Consider the following 17,387-nt stretch of genomic DNA (forward strand, 5'->3'; position numbering starts at 1 on the left):
ACAACAACCTTTAATTTCCTAAATACGATATACATGAAAATTTCAATCATAAAATGTTCGATCGCGGCAACCCTTCTTCTGTCGCTAGGGGGCTGTAAATCTGACTTTCTAGACCGCATCAATCCCAACAAACCAGTGGAAGATATCTTCTGGGTCAATGAGGGAGATGCCCAGGCAGCCATGGCTACCATCTACTCACCTATTCGCTCGCAGATGAGCGGATATTATGGTGCCTATAGTGGCTATCAAACGATGAACAGAGCAGATGATGTATGGTTCCTCGCTGGTGAAGAACCATTTACCTGGGAATATATTAATTTCTTAAACTCTGCTGGGACCTCTGCGAGTGACTTTGGCAGCTTGTATAGTGGTATAAACAGGGCTAATGTGTTTTTTCAAAACATATCCAAGGTTCCAATGGATGAAAATAAAAAGAAAGAACTAAGTGCTGAAGCAAGCTTCTTGCGGGGAATGTATTACTTTTTATTGGCTGCTAATTATGGCGATGTACCTCTGTTGCTAATTCCAGCTGGTGATGATCCAGAAGGAACTAATAAACCGGCTTCTCCAGAAGCTGAAGTATGGAAACAGGTCATAACTGATTTTAAAGCAGCCAAAGACAATCTTCCTGTAACCAGACCTGCCGCCGAAGCGGGACGAGTAACAAAAGGTGCGGCAATTGCTTATCTTGGCAAATCCCTTGTTTACACCAAGCAATATGCACAGGCTGAAACAGAGTTAAAAGCCTTGCTAACCGCACCATACACGTATGATCTGGTTGAAAATTTTGAAGATAACTTTAAAGATAATACCAAGTTAAATAAAGAATCAATCTGGGAACTGGTATATGACAGCAAATTTGGATCAGATGGTCCTTGGGGACAAGAATCGCCAAACAGCCCACAAGGATTTGTTCTGCCAAATTTTGCCGGACCTGATGGCACCGGAGCTTGGTTCAAATTAATGCCGGGTGCTTCTGTCGTGTCAAGCTTTATTGCAGAAGAGCGTCCGGCGGGATCAGACACACGTTTTGACAAAAGGATGTATACCAGCTTTTTTTGGAAATATTCCGACTATGAAACCGGTCTGACAGATGGTGCCTGGTTCGGAAATCAACCTTTTGATCTGATGTGGAGCAATGCAAGCAGCAAAAGACAACGTGGCGAACCGGTGTATCCAACGATTAGCAATAAACCTGGGCGCTTTCTAATCAAAAAATACACGAACTTTTTCTTAAATGCAGCTGGCTCGAACAGCATGTATGATGCAACAAATCGAAATAACAATTTTCGCGTATTCCGATTTGCTGAAGTATTATTATTGCATGCAGAGGCCTGTGCAAAGAATGGGAACTTGATAGATGCAGTCAAGTCGCTGACACGTGTCCGTAGTAGAGCTGGTTTGGGGACAAAAAACTGGACCGGTGAAAACGAACTGATGAAGGAGATCATCAAACAAAATGAACTCGAGTTTTTCTTTGAAGGGCATCGTTTCTTTGACTTAAAACGCTTGTATACTCCAGCCGAAATGAAACAGATCCTGATTACAAATAAAAAACAAGGAGCCAATAATTTTCAACCAAAACATTATTACCTGCCTATTCCGGAATCGGAGATGAATACAAATACAAAAATACAGCAACATCCATTATGGAGATAAGTTAGTCAAAAGCAGCTCACAATAAAGTAACCACAGTTTTCTAGCGAACACAGGAACGGCTTCGCTAGAAAACTTAAAAAATTCTTCCAGCTTTAAAATACAATAGATGATGGTAACAGGTAGAACACAAAATAACATAGCAAATAAGATCCTAAAAATAATCCTCCTGATCATACTGCTCTCCTCTTGTGCTAAAGATAAAGCTACACCTATAATGATAGCGTCACAGCAGTCACTAAGTTCTAAAATCGATGCCGGTGAGTTACTGATCAATATTTCTAAAAGTGAAGATTATATCTTCACTTTTGAAAAGGAGACACTACGGATTCCATTGCAGGATATTTCCAGGATCGAAGCAGAACTTGAGCGCTGGCGTACCAAGATTATCTTCCGCGACGGTTCAGAGCTTATTGTACCGACCAAAGGTACTGAACTTGATTATATCGTTGAAAAGATAAAACTCAACCCCTCCGGATACAATCCTTTAGCGGCTTTAGTCGATGTATGGTTGCCAACCTACGGTAGAATAAAAGTAACGGTAAAGGGCAAAAACAGCTCAATCGGAACAATAACACATTTATGTCAGGAAAATGCAATCCGCCAAAGTGTACCTATTTTGGGTCTTTATCCTGACCATGACAATCTGGTTGATCTTACTTATACCGATATGGAAGGTAAGGAACGAGGCAGTACCCAGATACATATACGTACAGCAGCGATTTCACTTACAGACTTTCCGAAATGGAAAAAAGTGAAAGCACTACCCGAAAAAATGGAACCTGGAATGAATTTAATTAACTATCCGGGTATGAGTGAAGCGGATGTATCCCTCCCTTATATGTTAGATAGCGAAGGAGAATTACGTTGGCTATTGCTTCTTAAATCATCTCCAGATTTACAGAAACTTTCGACCTCTATCGGGCTCAAACGGACTAAAAAAGGAACTTTTATTGCAGGTGATCAAGCACAGGCACGTGTGGTGGAAATCGATATGTTTGGTAATTTAAAGCGTCAGTGGGATCTTCAAAAACTAGGATATGGATTTCATCATGAAATTACGGAATCGAACAACGGGAACTTCTTAATTACAGTGACAAAAACTGGTGCGCGCCTGCGAAATGGTGAACCACGCGTCAATGACCACATTATCGAGTTAAATCCCGAAAGTGGTACGCTAGTAACCGAATGGGATCTTGCTCATCAGCTCGATACTTCCCGCTACATAAAGCCAGATGGTATTACTCCGCCCCTTTTCTCGCAGACACCCAACAACTGGGCCCACAATAATGCTATTGGCGAAATAGGCAATGATTTATTAGCCACGCTACGCTACCAGGGAATTGTAAGTTTTAATCATTCCGGAAGTCTTCGCTGGATCATATCACCTCACAAATTATGGAAAAGCCAATATCACGCTCTGTTACTAAATCCTATTGCTGAAGACGGCACTCCGGTTACAGATCCCGCAGTTATCAATGGCGACGCACAAATCGACGGCTTTGACTGGCCATGGGGGCCTCATACTCCGGTAGCTATTGCCAATGACCGCATACTGGTATTTGACAATGGTTATGACCGTAATTGGATATCAAACTCCATCCCCTCTAGAACGAATTATAGTCGTATAGTGGAGTACAAAATTGATGTTGCCAACAAAACTGTACAGCAACTTTGGTCCTATGGTAAGGAACGCGGTGCTAAGGGATTTTCTCTTGCCGTGTCAGGAGTACAATACCTGAAACAAACCGGAAATGTCCTGTTCTGTCCCGGTATGGGTGTGTCCACCTCATTGGGAACAGGGGGCCGCATCATGGAAATAAATCCAAAGACTAAAGAAATACTATTTGAACTTGAAATCGCGGCCAACAGTGGCTTCGCCTTCCACCGTGTAACCCGCATGCCTTTATACCCAGAGAACTACTAAATTGAAAATACTTCTAGATTTTACTGCCTGATGTCGACTATATTTGAAAACCAAAAGAAACAAGTAGCTGAATACCATGAATCTTTACTTAACCGACCCAATTATTGCATTCCTTCGTCAAATGGTATTATACAACGCTGTGAAAATCCAGTAATTACAAAAGATCACATTCCTTTGCATTGGCGTTATGATTTTAATCCACAGACGAATCCCTTTTTTTTAGAACGCATAGGTTTTAACTCGACTATGAATGCGGGTGCACTCTACTGGAAAGAAAAATATCTCCTTTTTATCCGTGTCGAGGGCACAGATAGAAAATCTTTTTTTGCAATTGCTGAAAGTAAAAATGGTCTTGACAACTTTCGCTTCTGGGATCGTCCGATCTCTGTGCCAGATACCGATCCTGACGAAACAAATATTTATGATATACGACTCACTGTTCATGAAGATGGCTGGGTTTACGGAGTCTTCTGCAGTGAAAAATTAGACCCTAACGCAGCACCAGGTGATCTCTCAAGTGCTCTTGCTTCTGCAGGCATTATACGTTCAAAAGACCTGATCCAGTGGGAACGTCTCCCCAATCTGAGTGCTTCCAGTCAGCAACGTAATGTTGTGCTTCATCCGGAGTTTATCGATGGAAAATATGCACTTTACACAAGACCTCAAGATGATTTTATCCTGGCCAAAAGTGGTGGCGGAATTGGATGGACATTGATAGATGATATCGCTAATGCCACAGTACAGGAAGAAAAGATCGTCAATTTCAGACATTACCATACGATCAAGGAAGTTAAAAATGGAGAAGGTCCACCTCCTATTAAAACGACTAAAGGCTGGTTGCATTTAGCCCATGGTGTGCGTAAAACCGCAGCGGGTCTAAGATACGTCTTATACCTCTACCTCACCGCCCTGCAAGACCCTAGTCTATTGATTGCGGAGCCAGGTGGATATCTGCTAGCCCCTCAAAAAGATGAAAGAATTGGAGATGTGTCCAATGTTTTATTTTCAAATGGATGGATTGCAAAAGATGATGGAACTGTTTATATATACTATGCATCCAGTGATACACGCATGCATGTTGCCATATCAGATATTGACAGACTACTGGATTACTGTCATCATACACCAAAAGATGATTTTAGATCATTGGAATCTGTAAAAAAAATAAATCAGCTGATCGACAAAAATCACGCTTACCTCGCTAAAATGATCTAAAAGAAATTTCAAGCCATCGGCCAGAAACATCAATTTTTTCTTAAAGCCGTCATGAGTTCTCATAATTTTAGGAATTCATGACGGCTTTATCTCAACGATACAATCATTAATTTCTTTAAAGTCTTCATCTGCTTATACTAAATTGTCCTGATAACGATGTATATGGTAACATCCCTATCGCTGAAAACGGGATAAGGAATAGTAGAAAAAAAATGTATATTTGGTTACCGAAGAAACCAATTTACAAATCAATCACTAGAAAGGAATAGTTAATATTCAATGAAGCTCCAACTCATAGATATACTTATAATAGTCGTCTATCTCATCGCTATGATCGTTATCGGCTTATTATTAAAAAAAAGAGCCTCAAAAAATCTGGACTCCTATTTTCTTGGAGGCAAAAAACTTCCTTTCTACATGCTTGGTCTATCGGATGCCTCTGGCATGTTTGATATTTCGGGAACCATGTGGATGGTCTATCTTGCATTTGTTTATGGTTTTAAAAGCCTTTGGATTCCTTGGCTATGGCCCGTTTTCAATCAGGTATTTTTAATGATCTACCTATCAGTATGGTTACGCCGTTCCAATGTTTTAACGGGAGCTGAATGGATCCGAACACGCTTTGGCTATGGACGAGGAGCCAACCTGTCCCATACAATAGTAATCTTATATGCAATAATTGGGGTTCTTGGATTTCTTAGCTATGGTTTCATCGGAATCGGAAAATTCATGGAAGTATTTTTTCCCTGGGAGTATATATCTCCCTATGTTCCCATTCATCTGGAACCAGAATCTGTCGCTAAGGTTTACGGTATATTTTTTACGACTATTGCAACCTCTTATGTGATGCTTGGAGGCATGCATAGCATTGTTTGGGCCGATGTTGTCCAATTCAGCATTATGACTATTTCAGGAATCATCATTGCGACAATAGCCATGAATAAAGTGAGTCCGGAAATGCTTGCAGCACATACACCCAAAGGGTGGGACTCTCCTTTTTTTGGATGGAAATTGGATCTTGATTGGGGAAATTTAATTCCCTCTATCATGACTAAAATCCAAGAAGATCAATATAGCTTGTTTACGATATTTGTTATGATGATGCTTTTCAAGGGAGTATTTATGAGTATGGCAGGACCAGCAGCTAACTATGATATGCAAAAAATACTTGCCTGTCGTAGTCCAAGAGAAGCCGCACTCATGAGTGGCTCGGTATCGGTCATTTTATTAATTCCCAGATACTTGATGATCATGGGTTTTACAGTACTTGCACTTGTATTTTTTAGTGACGAATTTAAGACAATGGGAAATAATATTGACTTTGAAACCATTCTTCCTAAAGCGATCAATGAATTTGCATACGTAGGGCTCGTAGGTATTTTGCTAGCAGGATTGCTCGCTGCTTTTATGTCGACATTTGCCTCCACTGTAAATGCTGCTCAAGCATATCTGGTAAATGATGTTTTTCTAAAATACATCCACACAAAAGCATCCTCCAAAACTCAAATTAGAGCAAGCTACATCATATCCGTACTGGTTGTTGTTGTCAGCACCATAATTGGCCTTTATCTGCACAATATCAATTCTATTTTACAATGGATCGTTTCTGCATTGTATGGCGGATACATCGCTGCTAATGTTTTAAAATGGCATTGGTGGAGATTTAATGGCAATGGCTTCTTTTCAGGTATGTTTACAGGTATTGTAGCTGCAATGGTGGCACCATTGTTTTTCCCAGACATATTGCCTTTGTATTATTTTCCGATATTAATGTGTATTTCATTGATTGGCTGTATAGCAGGCACATTACTATCCAAACCTACTGAAGATAAAACGCTCATAGACTTCTACATTAAAGTACGTCCGTGGGGTTTCTGGGATCCAATTATAAAAAAAGCACAAGCCCAATATCCCGATTTAAAGGAAAACAAAAACTTCAAACGTGATATGTTCAATATTGTTATCGGTATTGTGTGGCAGTGTTCTTTGACATTAATACCGATGTATATTGTTGTTCAACAAGGATTTCCATTAATAACCAGTATATTGGTTCTGAGTATTACCTCGTTAATATTAAAGAAAAATTGGTACGACAAAATGAATATAGAAGAGAAAGAATACGATGCATTTATGAAAAAGAATTTCACACCATAAAAAACTGAAGATTCTTCCCTCCATACAACTCCTTTTTCATAATAGATCCAATATGAAATATAGTTCAAAACGGAAAATGAATGTCTAAAACAATCGAAATATGGCTTCTGGAACACGGTATTATCGGATTTTGGAAATACAAGTGATGTTTGTTTTATCGAAAACATCGATCTCTTTATCATAAAACAAAAAACTAATAAAAATTAAGACACTTAAAATCAGCAAAATCACTGTTCAAAATCTATTTTTACCTTTATTTTTTTAAAATAAATTTGGTAGGAATGTTAAAATTCGTACTTTTGTCGCGGAGAGCTGGCAGAGTGGTCGAATGCGGCAGTCTTGAAAACTGTTGACTGTCATAGGTCCGGGGGTTCGAATCCCTCGCTCTCCGCCAACAAAAAATAAAGCCCAACTGCAAAGTTGGGCTTTTGTTGTTTATGAAGTTTTGAAGCTTGCTTAAATAAAACTCTATAAACAACAAAAGAAATGAGCAAAGCGAATGGTTATATTTTGTGATTGAAGCCCCCCCTTTTTAGGATCATGAAATAATCCCTCGCTCTCCGCCAAAAAACAAAAGCCCAAAGTAATTTGGGCTTTTGTTTTTTATGATATTTTGCAAGCTTTTTTATATTACTATATTCTATAGGGATGCCTCTTCCTGGGATCATAAAATAATCCGCCACACTTTCCAAATATTAAAAACGATCGGTATCGAAACAACAAGCATACTTTATTCTATCAAATATTTTTTAAATTGCAAGATAAAGAAATAAAAGATTTCAACTTTTTTATTTTTTGGAAAATGGAATTAAAGACAATTCGAAATCGTTTTAATTTCCCACCGATAATGTAAACAAACCGATGATATTAGAATTAGCGATATTACATGTAAAAGCAGGTAAGCGGCTTGCATTTGAAAATGACTTCATCACAGCCAGCCAATATATTGCAGCTATTGACGACTATATAAGGCATTCACTAAAAAAATGTATTGAGATAGAAAACCAGTATGTACTTCTAGTGGAGTGGAGTTCGGTTGAAGCACATGAAATTGGATTCCGCCAGTCTCCGCAATATTTAAAATGGAAAGAGCTGCTTCACGACTATTATGATCCCTTTCCTCAAGTTTTTCATTACGAAGATTTACCTCAAAAAATATGATAAATTATAATAACAAAAGTTTTTCTGCTGTAAACAATAGCAATAATGGAGAAACATCGCATGAAACAGTTTTCCACTATAAACAGGTTGACTCTATTGTAACAGCTCAATATAAAGGAGGTAAAATCATCCATGGTCAATTGATTGGTCTGGTGAATGAGCAGGGTGAGATTGATATGCGCTATCAACAGGTGAATAGAGAAGGAAAATTAATGACTGGAATGTGTAAATCTAAACCCGAAATCTTACCGAATGGAAAAATAAGATTACATGAAAGCTGGCAATGGACTTCGGGAGACCTATCTTTAGGGCAGTCTATTATTGAAGAATTGTAAACCATATCTTGAATACCATTACTAAAACAATAAATAATGAATTTCACGTTCCACCAGATCAATCACATTAAAGTAGCAGAATTAATTTCCGATGCCGTAGTCATAAAAACAGCAGATGATGCCGTAGATTTAATAGGAAATCTTTATTATGAGGATCTCTCTAAAGTAATCGTACACGAAAAAAATTTGATATCAGATTTTTTTGATCTTAAAAATAAAATCGCGGGAGAAGTATTGCAAAAGTTTTCTAATTACCGCATGCAAATCATTATTATAGGTGATTTTTCAAAATTCACTTCCAAAAGCATGATTGATTTCATATATGAAAGTAATAAAGGAAGACAGGTTAATTTTGTAAAAACACTAGAGGAGGCACTGTCACTTCTTACAAAATAAAAAGCATGAAGGAGTGATTTTGAACTTTCAATGGCAATGCAAGTATTATTCATAAGCTTGAATGAAGTATAAAATTTAAATTTTCTGTTTTTTAGAAAAAACCTGCTTCAGCAACAAAACTGTTAGATATGAAAAAAACACCACCTAATATTTGCTGGCTCGCATAAAAAGCCCTAGCTTTACCTCTATATGAACCGCTTTAGACTACATATCGCAAGAAAATCGCAACGCATCTTATTTGTCGTTGCAACGGTTTTTTGTGTACTGTTGACTTCCTGTGCAATAAAAAGTAGCATCAAAAGCTGGGCAGATATAACAAGTAATACAACAAAAGCTCCGATAAAAAATGGAAATCTCTTTTCCAGCAACGTAGCTGAAAAATGTATCAATAGTGAAAGCACAGATACACAGATATCACAAGCTGTTTCTTTTCATGTTGGTGATTTTGCTCCACTTGTATTATTTACCCTTGCGTTTATGTTACTGCTTAACATTGTTATCCGCAGTCAACAAGTACACCCCAATTATGGTAATCTGAAACTATCAGGCTCCATTCCTATTTTTATAAGAGATCGCAATCTCCAAATTTAGTACTTCTTTTTACCTTCCTATAATCCTATTGATCATTACTTTTCAATAGGCAAAACTTCTATTTTATTCTAGACAGCTTGTTGTTATTTCAACGGCTTTTCAAAAACATAATATCATTATGATAAAAGACATAGTGGCAGCTATATGTATGTGGCTTGCCCTTGCATCCGTGCTACCCTTATACGGACAGCAAAAAAAAGAAAACACACTGGGCAGTTTATGGTCTCAGGTGGAAGAAAACTACCCTGGAATAGGTGTTAAAAAAATTGCTATAAATGCGGTCGAGCTAAATGCCAAAGCTGTAAAAAGTACTCATCTTCCACAAGTAAAAACACAATTTCAAAACACCTATGGCACTTATGAAGGAAGTGCCGGAGCTTTCTTTCCGCAGCCCGGTTTTTTTAATGTAAGCGGTAATCCTGGAGCATTAGAAGGAAGCAGTTTAGCAGCAAATAGCTTTGCTTCGGCTACTGTTGAATGGGAATTGTTCACCTTTGGTAGACTTAAAAAAGAAAATGAAGTGGCAGAAACGCTAGTTCAGAAAAAAGTTAGTGAGCAGGATGCTTACATCCTAAATCTCAAAAAAGTACTTTCTGAACGCTACATCACATTGCTTTATAATCATGCAAAATTAGAATGGTCTAAAAAAAATACGGAACGCTTAGATGATATCCGTAAAATCAGTTCAGGTTTAGCGGCTTCGGGTCTTAAACCTACGGCAGATAGTCTTTTGGCTACTTCTTCTTATGTGCAGGCCATGGGTGAGTATGATAAATGGAACGGTAATAAATATGCTTCCTATATCAAACTCCAAGAACTATATGGTCAAGATACTGTTATGTACAGTTCGTCCATTCGGCATTTTTCAGCTCCCATGGAAAGTCAGGATGTAAATGCTAGTCAGGGCATCAACGACAGTCATCCAATATTAGCTGCATTAGGCAAACAGGTGCAATACTATACGCAAAGCGGAGAAGCCCAAAAGAGAGCAGCGATGCCATCATTAAAGCTACTAGGTGGCTATGCTTACCGAGGAACAGGTGTTAACTCCAATGGTAAAAGTTCAAGTGCATGGCAAGACGGTTTTAGAAATAACACGAATAATATGCTTGTCGGTATAGGCATAACATGGAATATAACAAGTTTATATACAAACCGATTAAAAGGTAAAGGATTAAATGAAGAGGCCAACAGCGCTAAATTATTGCAAACGCAATATCAAGATGCGATGGAAGCAGATCTATCAGCATCTCAAACAAAAAGCCACTGGCAATATAAGCAGTTACAGAAATCTCAAATCGCCGTTAAACAGGCACAAGATGCTTATGGTATGTACCTAGCCCGTTATAAAAGTGGACTGATCACGCTTAGTGAATTATTACAGATCCGCATTTTACTTGAACAGGCCGAGAATAATCATATCGAAGCCTCCCGTTCGTATTGGATGTTACTGGCATATGAGTCAGAGCTAACGGCCAATTTCGATTATCTGTTTAATAACCTTTAATATATAGATATGAATCTAATAAGATTTGCACTCAGGAAACCCATTGCTATCATGGTAGCGGTCATTACGATTGCCTTTTTTTCTTATAGCACAATAAAAAAAATCAATGTAGACATCTTTCCTGAAGTTGAATTACCGGCTATGTATATCGCTATGCCTTATGGCGGATTATCCCCGGCCTATATGGACGGATTTATGGCAAATGAATTTCAGAAAGTGCTCCTATTTGTCAGCGGTGTTAAAAATATAGACTTTAAAAGTGTTCAGGGGCTCAGCCTGATGAAGCTTACCTTTTATCCAGGTACCAACATGGCACAAGTAGCCGGAGAAGTATCTACTTCAGTTTCAAGAGCGATGGGCTTTCTACCTGCTGGTGCAGTACCGCCGATGGTAGTCCGTTTTGATGGAAGTTCATTACCGGTAGGTCAGTTGGTCTTTGAAAGCGACAAACTCTCGATCAATGAAATACAGACACTTGTATTAACCAAAATCAGACCGATGTTTGTCGAAATCCCCGGGATCACCGCACCCGCACCTTTTGGAGGTAATGCGCGTTCAATTGTCGTCGATATTGATCCCGAAGCGATGCAGGCCAGCGGACTAAGTGCCGAAGACATTACAATTGCCATCACCAAAAGCAGTGTTCCTTCTCCTGCCGGAAATATCCGTATAGGTGATGAAAATTTAATGGCTCCAATTAACTCAATCGCTAAAAATCCGGAGGAGTTTTTAAATACACCGATCAAGACCACTGACAACCGTACCATCTATGTCAGAGATGTCGCTTCTGTGTCAGATGGCGCAGATCAAACAGTGGGATATGCATTGGTCAACGGGAAACGCTCCGTATACCTGCCTATCATCAAAAAAGCAGATGCTTCTACACTAGATGCTGTAAATAATTTAAAGTCCTCCATGGATAAATTAAAGAATCAACTTCCGGAAGATGTGGATGTCCGTTACGAATTTGATCAATCCAAATACATTGAGCGCTCACTTTCTAATCTGATACATGAAGGCATACTCGGTGCAGTATTTACGGGATTGATGATTTTCTTATTTCTAGGAGATACGCGGGGGGCTTTTATCGTAGTACTGACAATACCGATCGCTATACTCTCGGCTGTTATGGTTCTTTACCTATTTGGACAAACCATCAACATCATGACACTAAGCGGCTTAGCCCTATCGATCGGTATTCTTGTCGACGAAGCTACAGTGACGATCGAAAACATCCATCAACATATGGAAATGAAAAAAGGAAAACAGCGCGCTATTTTAGATGCGTTGCTTGAAATATCTGTTCCAAAGCTTTTAATTCTACTTTGCATTCTAGCAGTGTTAACTCCTGCTTTCATTATGACCGGTATTCCTAAGGACATGTTTATTCCTTTATCAATGGCTGTAGCATTTGCAATGATAGCATCCTTTATTGCCTCTCAAACATTCGTACCTATTTTGGCGAATTGGTTAATGAAAAATAAACAGGAAATTGTAAGTAAAACGAATAGAAAAAAAGCTTTTTTTGAGAAATTCAGAGTAAATTATTCTTACAGAATGCGCAAGTGGTCCGCAAAATCACTTGGTCTTTTTTTACTCTATATTGTACTTTCTGGGGGAACAATCGGTTTATTATTAAATTTCGTCGGAACCGATGTCATGCCTGTATCAAATAGCGGTGACTTCCAATTACGTATACAAGCCCCACAAGGAAGCAGAATCGAAAAAACAGAACAGATCGTCAACTCCATTACTGATGCTATCAAAACACAGCTTCCTGAAGATGGCATAGCGATAACTTCTGCTTTCGTGGGCATGCAACCTGCTACATCGCCAATCAATCCTATTTTTCTGTTCACAAGTTCTTCACATGAAGCGGTACTGCAAGTATCCGTAGATCAAAATTTGTATGCTGGATCTATGGAGGACCTGAAAGAAAAAATAAGAACTTCAATAACTCAGAATCATCCACAGATAAAGTTCAATTTTGAACCGATGGAACTGACAGAAAAAATAATGGGACAGGGAGCTATGACGCCCATTGAAATTAAAGTTGGTGCCGGACAGCTTAAAGCAGCAAATACACATGCTTCGAAAATTGAATCAAATTTGAAAGAAATACCTTATTTAAGAGATGTACGAATTGCTGAACCAATCGCCTACCCTACTCTTGAAATTGAAGTTAACCGTGACTTGGCCGGACAGTTTGGATTGACCATGCAGGAAATCACGAAGAGCTTAGTGACCGCCACCTCTTCTACCCGTTTTACAGATAAAAATCTTTGGGTAGATCCGAAATCGGGGCTTGTTTTTCAAGTTCAGGTTCAGATCCCCGAGCATATCATGTCATCAGAAGAAAGGCTTAAATCACTTCCTTTAAAGAAAGGAAACCTCCGTCCGGTACTTGAAGATATTGCCACTGTTCGCCGAGTAACCGCTCCTGCACAAGTAAACCGCAAAGGTCCTAACCGATATGTCACGATCATAGCAAATGTCTACAATCAAGATTTGGGAACAGCTTCTACAGCCGTAAAAAAAGCTATAAAAGATGCGGGCGAACCTCCACGTGGTGTTAGTATATGGACTGAAGGTACAATGCAACTTCTTGACGATACATTAGGCAATCTTTTGACAGGATTAGCTGTAGCTATTATTGCTATTTTCTTGATGTTATCTGCATACTACCAGTCTTTTAAAGTTCCTTTAATTATCCTATCAGTCATTCCTGCTGTAATTACGGGGAGCTTAATTGTATTATTTCTTACGAACAGTACTCTTAATTTACAATCATATATGGGTATTATCATGTCCATTGGTGTATCGGTATCCAATGCCGTATTGCTCATTAATCAAGCTGAATATTACAGAAGAAACATGGCCTTAAAACCTACAAACGCGGCAAGATTAGCTGCTTCGTCAAGATTGCGTCCGATATTAATGACTGCCGCGGCCATGCTTGCCGGTATGTTGCCTATGGCAATAGGTATTGGAGATGGTGCCGAACAAGTAGCACCTCTCGGTAGAGCGGTTATTGGCGGTCTTATTGCATCTACAATTGTTATTTTACTGCTTTTACCGCATTTCTTTTCTTCGCTCATGTCCAGAACATCAGTTAGTAGCCCATCTCTAGATCCTGATGATGAGACAAGTCAGTATTATTCTAATAATAAAACATCATCCATATAAAATATCACATCATGAATACGACAATCTCTAAATATAAAATATCAAGTTTAACGGGCTTTGCTTTGCTCCTCCTTACATGTATGTCATGCGGTCAGCAAGAACAAAAAACTAAAAAAGAGAATAAAAAAGCGGACAAACAAATAAATTATAGTACTGTGGCGGTACAGTTCATAAATCCGGAATATGAGATTTCAGTTCCAGCAGAACTGAAACCTTATGAACAGGTGGCTGTTTTTGCAAAAGTATCAGGATTTGTAAAACAGTTATATGTAGACCGTGGTGATCATGTACGTAAAGGACAGCTATTGGCAATACTAGAGGCCCCAGAAATGGATCAACGATATCTTTCTGACAAAGCTACTGAGCAAAAGATATATAACGATTACCTCTTTGCACAACAAGCATACGATCGTTTGAAAGATGCATCAGCGACAGCCGGTGCTGTAGCGGCAATTGAATTAGACAGAGCAAAGAGTTCTGTTGAAAGTGCACGTGCAGCTTACGAAGCTTCTAAAGCTGGTACGACCCATACATCACAATTACAGCAATATCTGCGTATCACTGCCCCTTTCGATGGCGTCATTACAGAGCGAAATGTTTCCGTAGGAGCATTGGCAGGAACTTCATCCAACCAATCGCTGTTCATGATGGCACAAGGTAATAAATTACGCTTAACTTTGTCACTTCCAGAAAAACATGCGGCTTCTGTTCAGCAAGGTGTCCAAGCGAATTTCACCGTAAGTTCACAGCCTGGAAAAACATTTGAGACAACATTATCCCGTACTTCAGGATTACTGAATCAGCAAGATCGGTCACTTACACTAGAATTTGATGTCGACAATCCATCACGCGAATTACAAGGAGGCGACTATGCGCAAGTTAAATTAAAATTAAAACGCAAGACCCCATCTAGTTGGGTACCTAAAAAAAGTGTTCTAACGACGCAGGCTGGCACTTTTATACTTATATTAGACGATCAAGAAATTAAACGCATTCCTGTCAAGGAAGGCGTACATTTGGATACGTTAACGGAAGTATTTGGCCAAATTTCGACAGAAAGTCAGATCATATTAAAGCCATCAGAAGAAATTAAAGAAGGAAAAATAAACAAATAGAAATAAATATGAAAATCCAATTCAATAGGAAAATGATCGGCATGCTCTTGATTGCATGCAGCATTACAGCTATATCCTGCAATTCAAAAACTAAAGACACGCAAAATTCAAAGTCGGACGAAACAGCAGAGGATAGTACAGCGGCTACTACAGCTATCCAAGCAAACGAGGTTAGCTTTAAAGATGAAAATGGAAAAGATATCACCCTAAGCTCACTAAAAGGTAAAGTGGTATTCATTAACTTTTGGGCGACGTGGTGCCCTCCCTGTATTCATGAAATGCCTTCTATCAACACTTTAAAACAATCCTTCAAGGGTAATGATGACATCGTATTTTTAATGGTAGATGTAGATGGCACGATGGAAAAATCAAAAGCATTTATGACCGAAAATAAATATGATTTACAAGTGTATATTCCAAATGGCGATATTCCGCAAGATTTCTTAGGAAATGCAATACCAACTACGGTAATCATTAACAAAAAGGGAGAGATGGTAGATCGTATGGAAGGTGGGCGTGATTACGCAGATCCTGAAATAGCAAAATCTTTGAATGAGCTTATTCAAAGCAATTAATACCTTATTGTAAAAAATGTAGCTCATTATTAATACAGTGAGACCAAAAGCCTTCATCTGTCCACGATGAAGGCTTTTTTTATACTCATTAATTTACTTCTCCCGAAGTGAGCAATCAAAAGAATCCAATGCTCAAGCATAGCAAAGAAATGTTACTTCTATATTAAACAATAAGAAAGCACTTTTGCTAGACTTTTTTACAAAACAGCATGAAATAATCTTTGAACTTAAAAAAATATTGAATTATTATATTTTTTCCTTCATTATATAGATTTATCTCCTTATTTTTATATATGAGCAAAGCAAGTTGTGCTCATTAGTAACCAAATAGACTATAAAATACGCGATATAGATTAAAATTTATAGCTCATAATTTCCTGTTCTTTTACATTAACTATTTTATATGAAAAAAAACTTACCTTTTGCAACATGCACTTTAATTGGATTTTTACTTTTATACAGTATATCGGCTCGCGCCCAAGTGCCCGATAGTACGCAAGGAGAAATTTTAGAAAGTTACCCCAAATTTCAGTTCAAGGGGCTTTTTCAAGGAAGGTTTACAACAAGTCTTAAAAAAAATGTTGATGTAGAAGGCCTTCACCATACAGATGATAAGGGCACAAATAATTCCTTTTCGCTCAAATACATGCGCGCGCAACTCAAAGGACAAATTAGCAGAAGAGTAGAAGTTGTTGCTTTAGCAAATTTTGCTGATTTTAAAAATGATCCCAAGACCCGAGTTTTAGAGAACGCTTACCTACGGTACAGTTTTAATCCCAAAGTTGCCATTACCGTTGGACAGTTCAGACCTTGGTTTGGATTAGAAGAAACTTATCCCGTGGATATCATCAAATCATTGGAATGGTCTAACCAATATACCGAATTTGGAAAAAATGGTTGGACAAGTTTTCAAATTGGGGCTTCCGTAGGCGGTACATTACCGTTAGGAACCATACCAATGCGTTATGCCGTTTCTGTTGTGAATGGAAATGGAAAAAATCAGGTTTCGGATAAAGATAATGGAAAACAATTTTTAACAAGGATCGTATTTGATCTGGCAAAAAAATATGATTTCAGTATTGGTTTAAACGGTGGTACGGGTACCGTGTTTAAAAGAAATGTACATGCTTTAGCATTTGATGTATCGTCTAAATTTCAGCTTGCACATAAATGGAATATAGATTTTCAGATCGAAGCTAAGCAGGCGATTAATCACAATCTATACTTCAGTCTCGAAGAAACAGAGCGACTACAAGATATTTATCAATACCAAATGCGAGGAGCTTACTTCTTACCGAATATGCGTTATGAAATTGATTATAAAAACCTGAAAGCTATTGAGTTTTCTTGTAGATATGAATACTTAGATACTGATTTCAGACAAAAATCTAATCCCAGACAGTCTTTAGTTCCTATGGTAAGCTTGGAATTTCTCAAAAACTACGGGGCTAGAATACAAATGGGTATGCAGATGGATTATTATAAACATCAAATTGAAAGTACAAACAAATACAATGGTAATTTGTTCATTTTACAAGTACAAAGTCGATTATAACCTTAAACAGAAAA

13 protein-coding genes and 1 tRNA gene are annotated in these 17,387 nt (G+C 38.3%); all 14 read left to right on the forward strand.

Translation table 11 applies throughout. From position 1 onward, the window contains the following. Positions 1 to 33: 33 nt before the first annotated feature. The gene (locus FHR29_RS11855; protein ID WP_183914882.1) at positions 34 to 1,659 is read left to right on the forward strand and encodes a RagB/SusD family nutrient uptake outer membrane protein; all 1,626 of its coding nucleotides are present in this window, start codon (positions 34 to 36) and stop codon (positions 1,657 to 1,659) included. A gap of 106 nt (positions 1,660 to 1,765) precedes the next feature. Then, on the forward strand, positions 1,766 to 3,583 hold the full coding sequence (locus tag FHR29_RS11860; protein WP_260292074.1) for an aryl-sulfate sulfotransferase: 1,818 nt from the start codon (positions 1,766 to 1,768) through the stop codon (positions 3,581 to 3,583). Positions 3,584 to 3,613: 30 nt separating this feature from the next. After that, positions 3,614 to 4,798: a glycosidase gene (locus tag FHR29_RS11865; RefSeq protein WP_183914884.1), complete on the forward strand. Its 1,185-nt coding sequence runs from the start codon at positions 3,614 to 3,616 to the stop codon at positions 4,796 to 4,798. Between the two features lie 279 nt (positions 4,799 to 5,077). Beyond that, on the forward strand, positions 5,078 to 6,952 hold the full coding sequence (locus FHR29_RS11870) for a sodium:solute symporter family protein (RefSeq protein ID WP_183914886.1): 1,875 nt from the start codon (positions 5,078 to 5,080) through the stop codon (positions 6,950 to 6,952). 306 nt (positions 6,953 to 7,258) lie between these two features. After that, a tRNA-Ser gene (locus tag FHR29_RS11875) sits at positions 7,259 to 7,346 on the forward strand. A gap of 467 nt (positions 7,347 to 7,813) precedes the next feature. Next, complete coding sequence (locus tag FHR29_RS11880; protein ID WP_183914888.1) at positions 7,814 to 8,113, forward strand: antibiotic biosynthesis monooxygenase; 300 nt, start codon at positions 7,814 to 7,816, stop codon at positions 8,111 to 8,113. Then, on the forward strand, positions 8,110 to 8,448 hold the full coding sequence (locus FHR29_RS11885) for a n-acetylglutamate synthase (RefSeq protein ID WP_183914890.1): 339 nt from the start codon (positions 8,110 to 8,112) through the stop codon (positions 8,446 to 8,448). The genes FHR29_RS11880 and FHR29_RS11885 overlap by 4 nt, the downstream gene beginning before the upstream one ends. A gap of 36 nt (positions 8,449 to 8,484) precedes the next feature. Continuing rightward, positions 8,485 to 8,844 carry a DUF4180 domain-containing protein gene (locus FHR29_RS11890; RefSeq protein ID WP_183914892.1) on the forward strand — a complete coding sequence of 120 codons (360 nt, stop codon included), beginning with the start codon at positions 8,485 to 8,487 and terminating at the stop codon, positions 8,842 to 8,844. A 189-nt stretch (positions 8,845 to 9,033) separates the two neighbouring features. Next, positions 9,034 to 9,435, forward strand: coding sequence for a hypothetical protein (locus FHR29_RS11895; RefSeq protein WP_183914894.1), 402 nt, complete (start codon positions 9,034 to 9,036; stop codon positions 9,433 to 9,435). Positions 9,436 to 9,553: 118 nt separating this feature from the next. Further along, the gene (locus tag FHR29_RS11900; RefSeq protein WP_183914896.1) at positions 9,554 to 10,942 is read left to right on the forward strand and encodes a TolC family protein; all 1,389 of its coding nucleotides are present in this window, start codon (positions 9,554 to 9,556) and stop codon (positions 10,940 to 10,942) included. Between the two features lie 9 nt (positions 10,943 to 10,951). After that, positions 10,952 to 14,128, forward strand: a complete 3,177-nt coding sequence (locus FHR29_RS11905) for an efflux RND transporter permease subunit (RefSeq protein ID WP_183914897.1) — start codon at positions 10,952 to 10,954, stop codon at positions 14,126 to 14,128. Positions 14,129 to 14,139: 11 nt separating this feature from the next. Continuing rightward, positions 14,140 to 15,243 carry an efflux RND transporter periplasmic adaptor subunit gene (locus tag FHR29_RS11910; protein WP_183914899.1) on the forward strand — a complete coding sequence of 368 codons (1,104 nt, stop codon included), beginning with the start codon at positions 14,140 to 14,142 and terminating at the stop codon, positions 15,241 to 15,243. Positions 15,244 to 15,251: 8 nt separating this feature from the next. Further along, entirely contained in the window at positions 15,252 to 15,818 is a 567-nt protein-coding gene (locus FHR29_RS11915) for a TlpA disulfide reductase family protein (RefSeq protein WP_132845569.1), read from the forward strand. A gap of 403 nt (positions 15,819 to 16,221) precedes the next feature. Beyond that, the gene (locus FHR29_RS11920) at positions 16,222 to 17,373 is read left to right on the forward strand and encodes a porin (protein WP_132845568.1); all 1,152 of its coding nucleotides are present in this window, start codon (positions 16,222 to 16,224) and stop codon (positions 17,371 to 17,373) included. Positions 17,374 to 17,387: the final 14 nt, after the last annotated feature.

Origin of the sequence: Sphingobacterium sp. JUb56 (assembly GCF_014191365.1) — a bacterium.
GTDB classification, from domain to species: domain Bacteria; phylum Bacteroidota; class Bacteroidia; order Sphingobacteriales; family Sphingobacteriaceae; genus Sphingobacterium; species Sphingobacterium anhuiense.

Excerpts from the sequence above, each read along its gene's own strand:
- FHR29_RS11865 (WP_183914884.1), top strand. The coding sequence starts at position 3,614 with ATGTCGACTATATTTGAAAACCAAAAGAAACAAGTAGCTGAATACCAT.
- FHR29_RS11915 (WP_132845569.1), top strand. The coding sequence starts at position 15,252 with ATGAAAATCCAATTCAATAGGAAAATGATCGGCATGCTCTTGATTGCA.
- FHR29_RS11895 (WP_183914894.1), top strand. The coding sequence starts at position 9,034 with ATGAACCGCTTTAGACTACATATCGCAAGAAAATCGCAACGCATCTTA.
- FHR29_RS11870 (WP_183914886.1), top strand. The coding sequence starts at position 5,078 with ATGAAGCTCCAACTCATAGATATACTTATAATAGTCGTCTATCTCATC.
- FHR29_RS11890 (WP_183914892.1), top strand. The coding sequence starts at position 8,485 with ATGAATTTCACGTTCCACCAGATCAATCACATTAAAGTAGCAGAATTA.
- FHR29_RS11900 (WP_183914896.1), top strand. The coding sequence starts at position 9,554 with ATGATAAAAGACATAGTGGCAGCTATATGTATGTGGCTTGCCCTTGCA.
- FHR29_RS11885 (WP_183914890.1), top strand. The coding sequence starts at position 8,110 with ATGATAAATTATAATAACAAAAGTTTTTCTGCTGTAAACAATAGCAAT.
- FHR29_RS11860 (WP_260292074.1), top strand. The coding sequence starts at position 1,766 with ATGATGGTAACAGGTAGAACACAAAATAACATAGCAAATAAGATCCTA.
- FHR29_RS11910 (WP_183914899.1), top strand. The coding sequence starts at position 14,140 with ATGAATACGACAATCTCTAAATATAAAATATCAAGTTTAACGGGCTTT.
- FHR29_RS11855 (WP_183914882.1), top strand. The coding sequence starts at position 34 with ATGAAAATTTCAATCATAAAATGTTCGATCGCGGCAACCCTTCTTCTG.
- FHR29_RS11905 (WP_183914897.1), top strand. The coding sequence starts at position 10,952 with ATGAATCTAATAAGATTTGCACTCAGGAAACCCATTGCTATCATGGTA.
- FHR29_RS11920 (WP_132845568.1), top strand. The coding sequence starts at position 16,222 with ATGAAAAAAAACTTACCTTTTGCAACATGCACTTTAATTGGATTTTTA.
- FHR29_RS11880 (WP_183914888.1), top strand. The coding sequence starts at position 7,814 with ATGATATTAGAATTAGCGATATTACATGTAAAAGCAGGTAAGCGGCTT.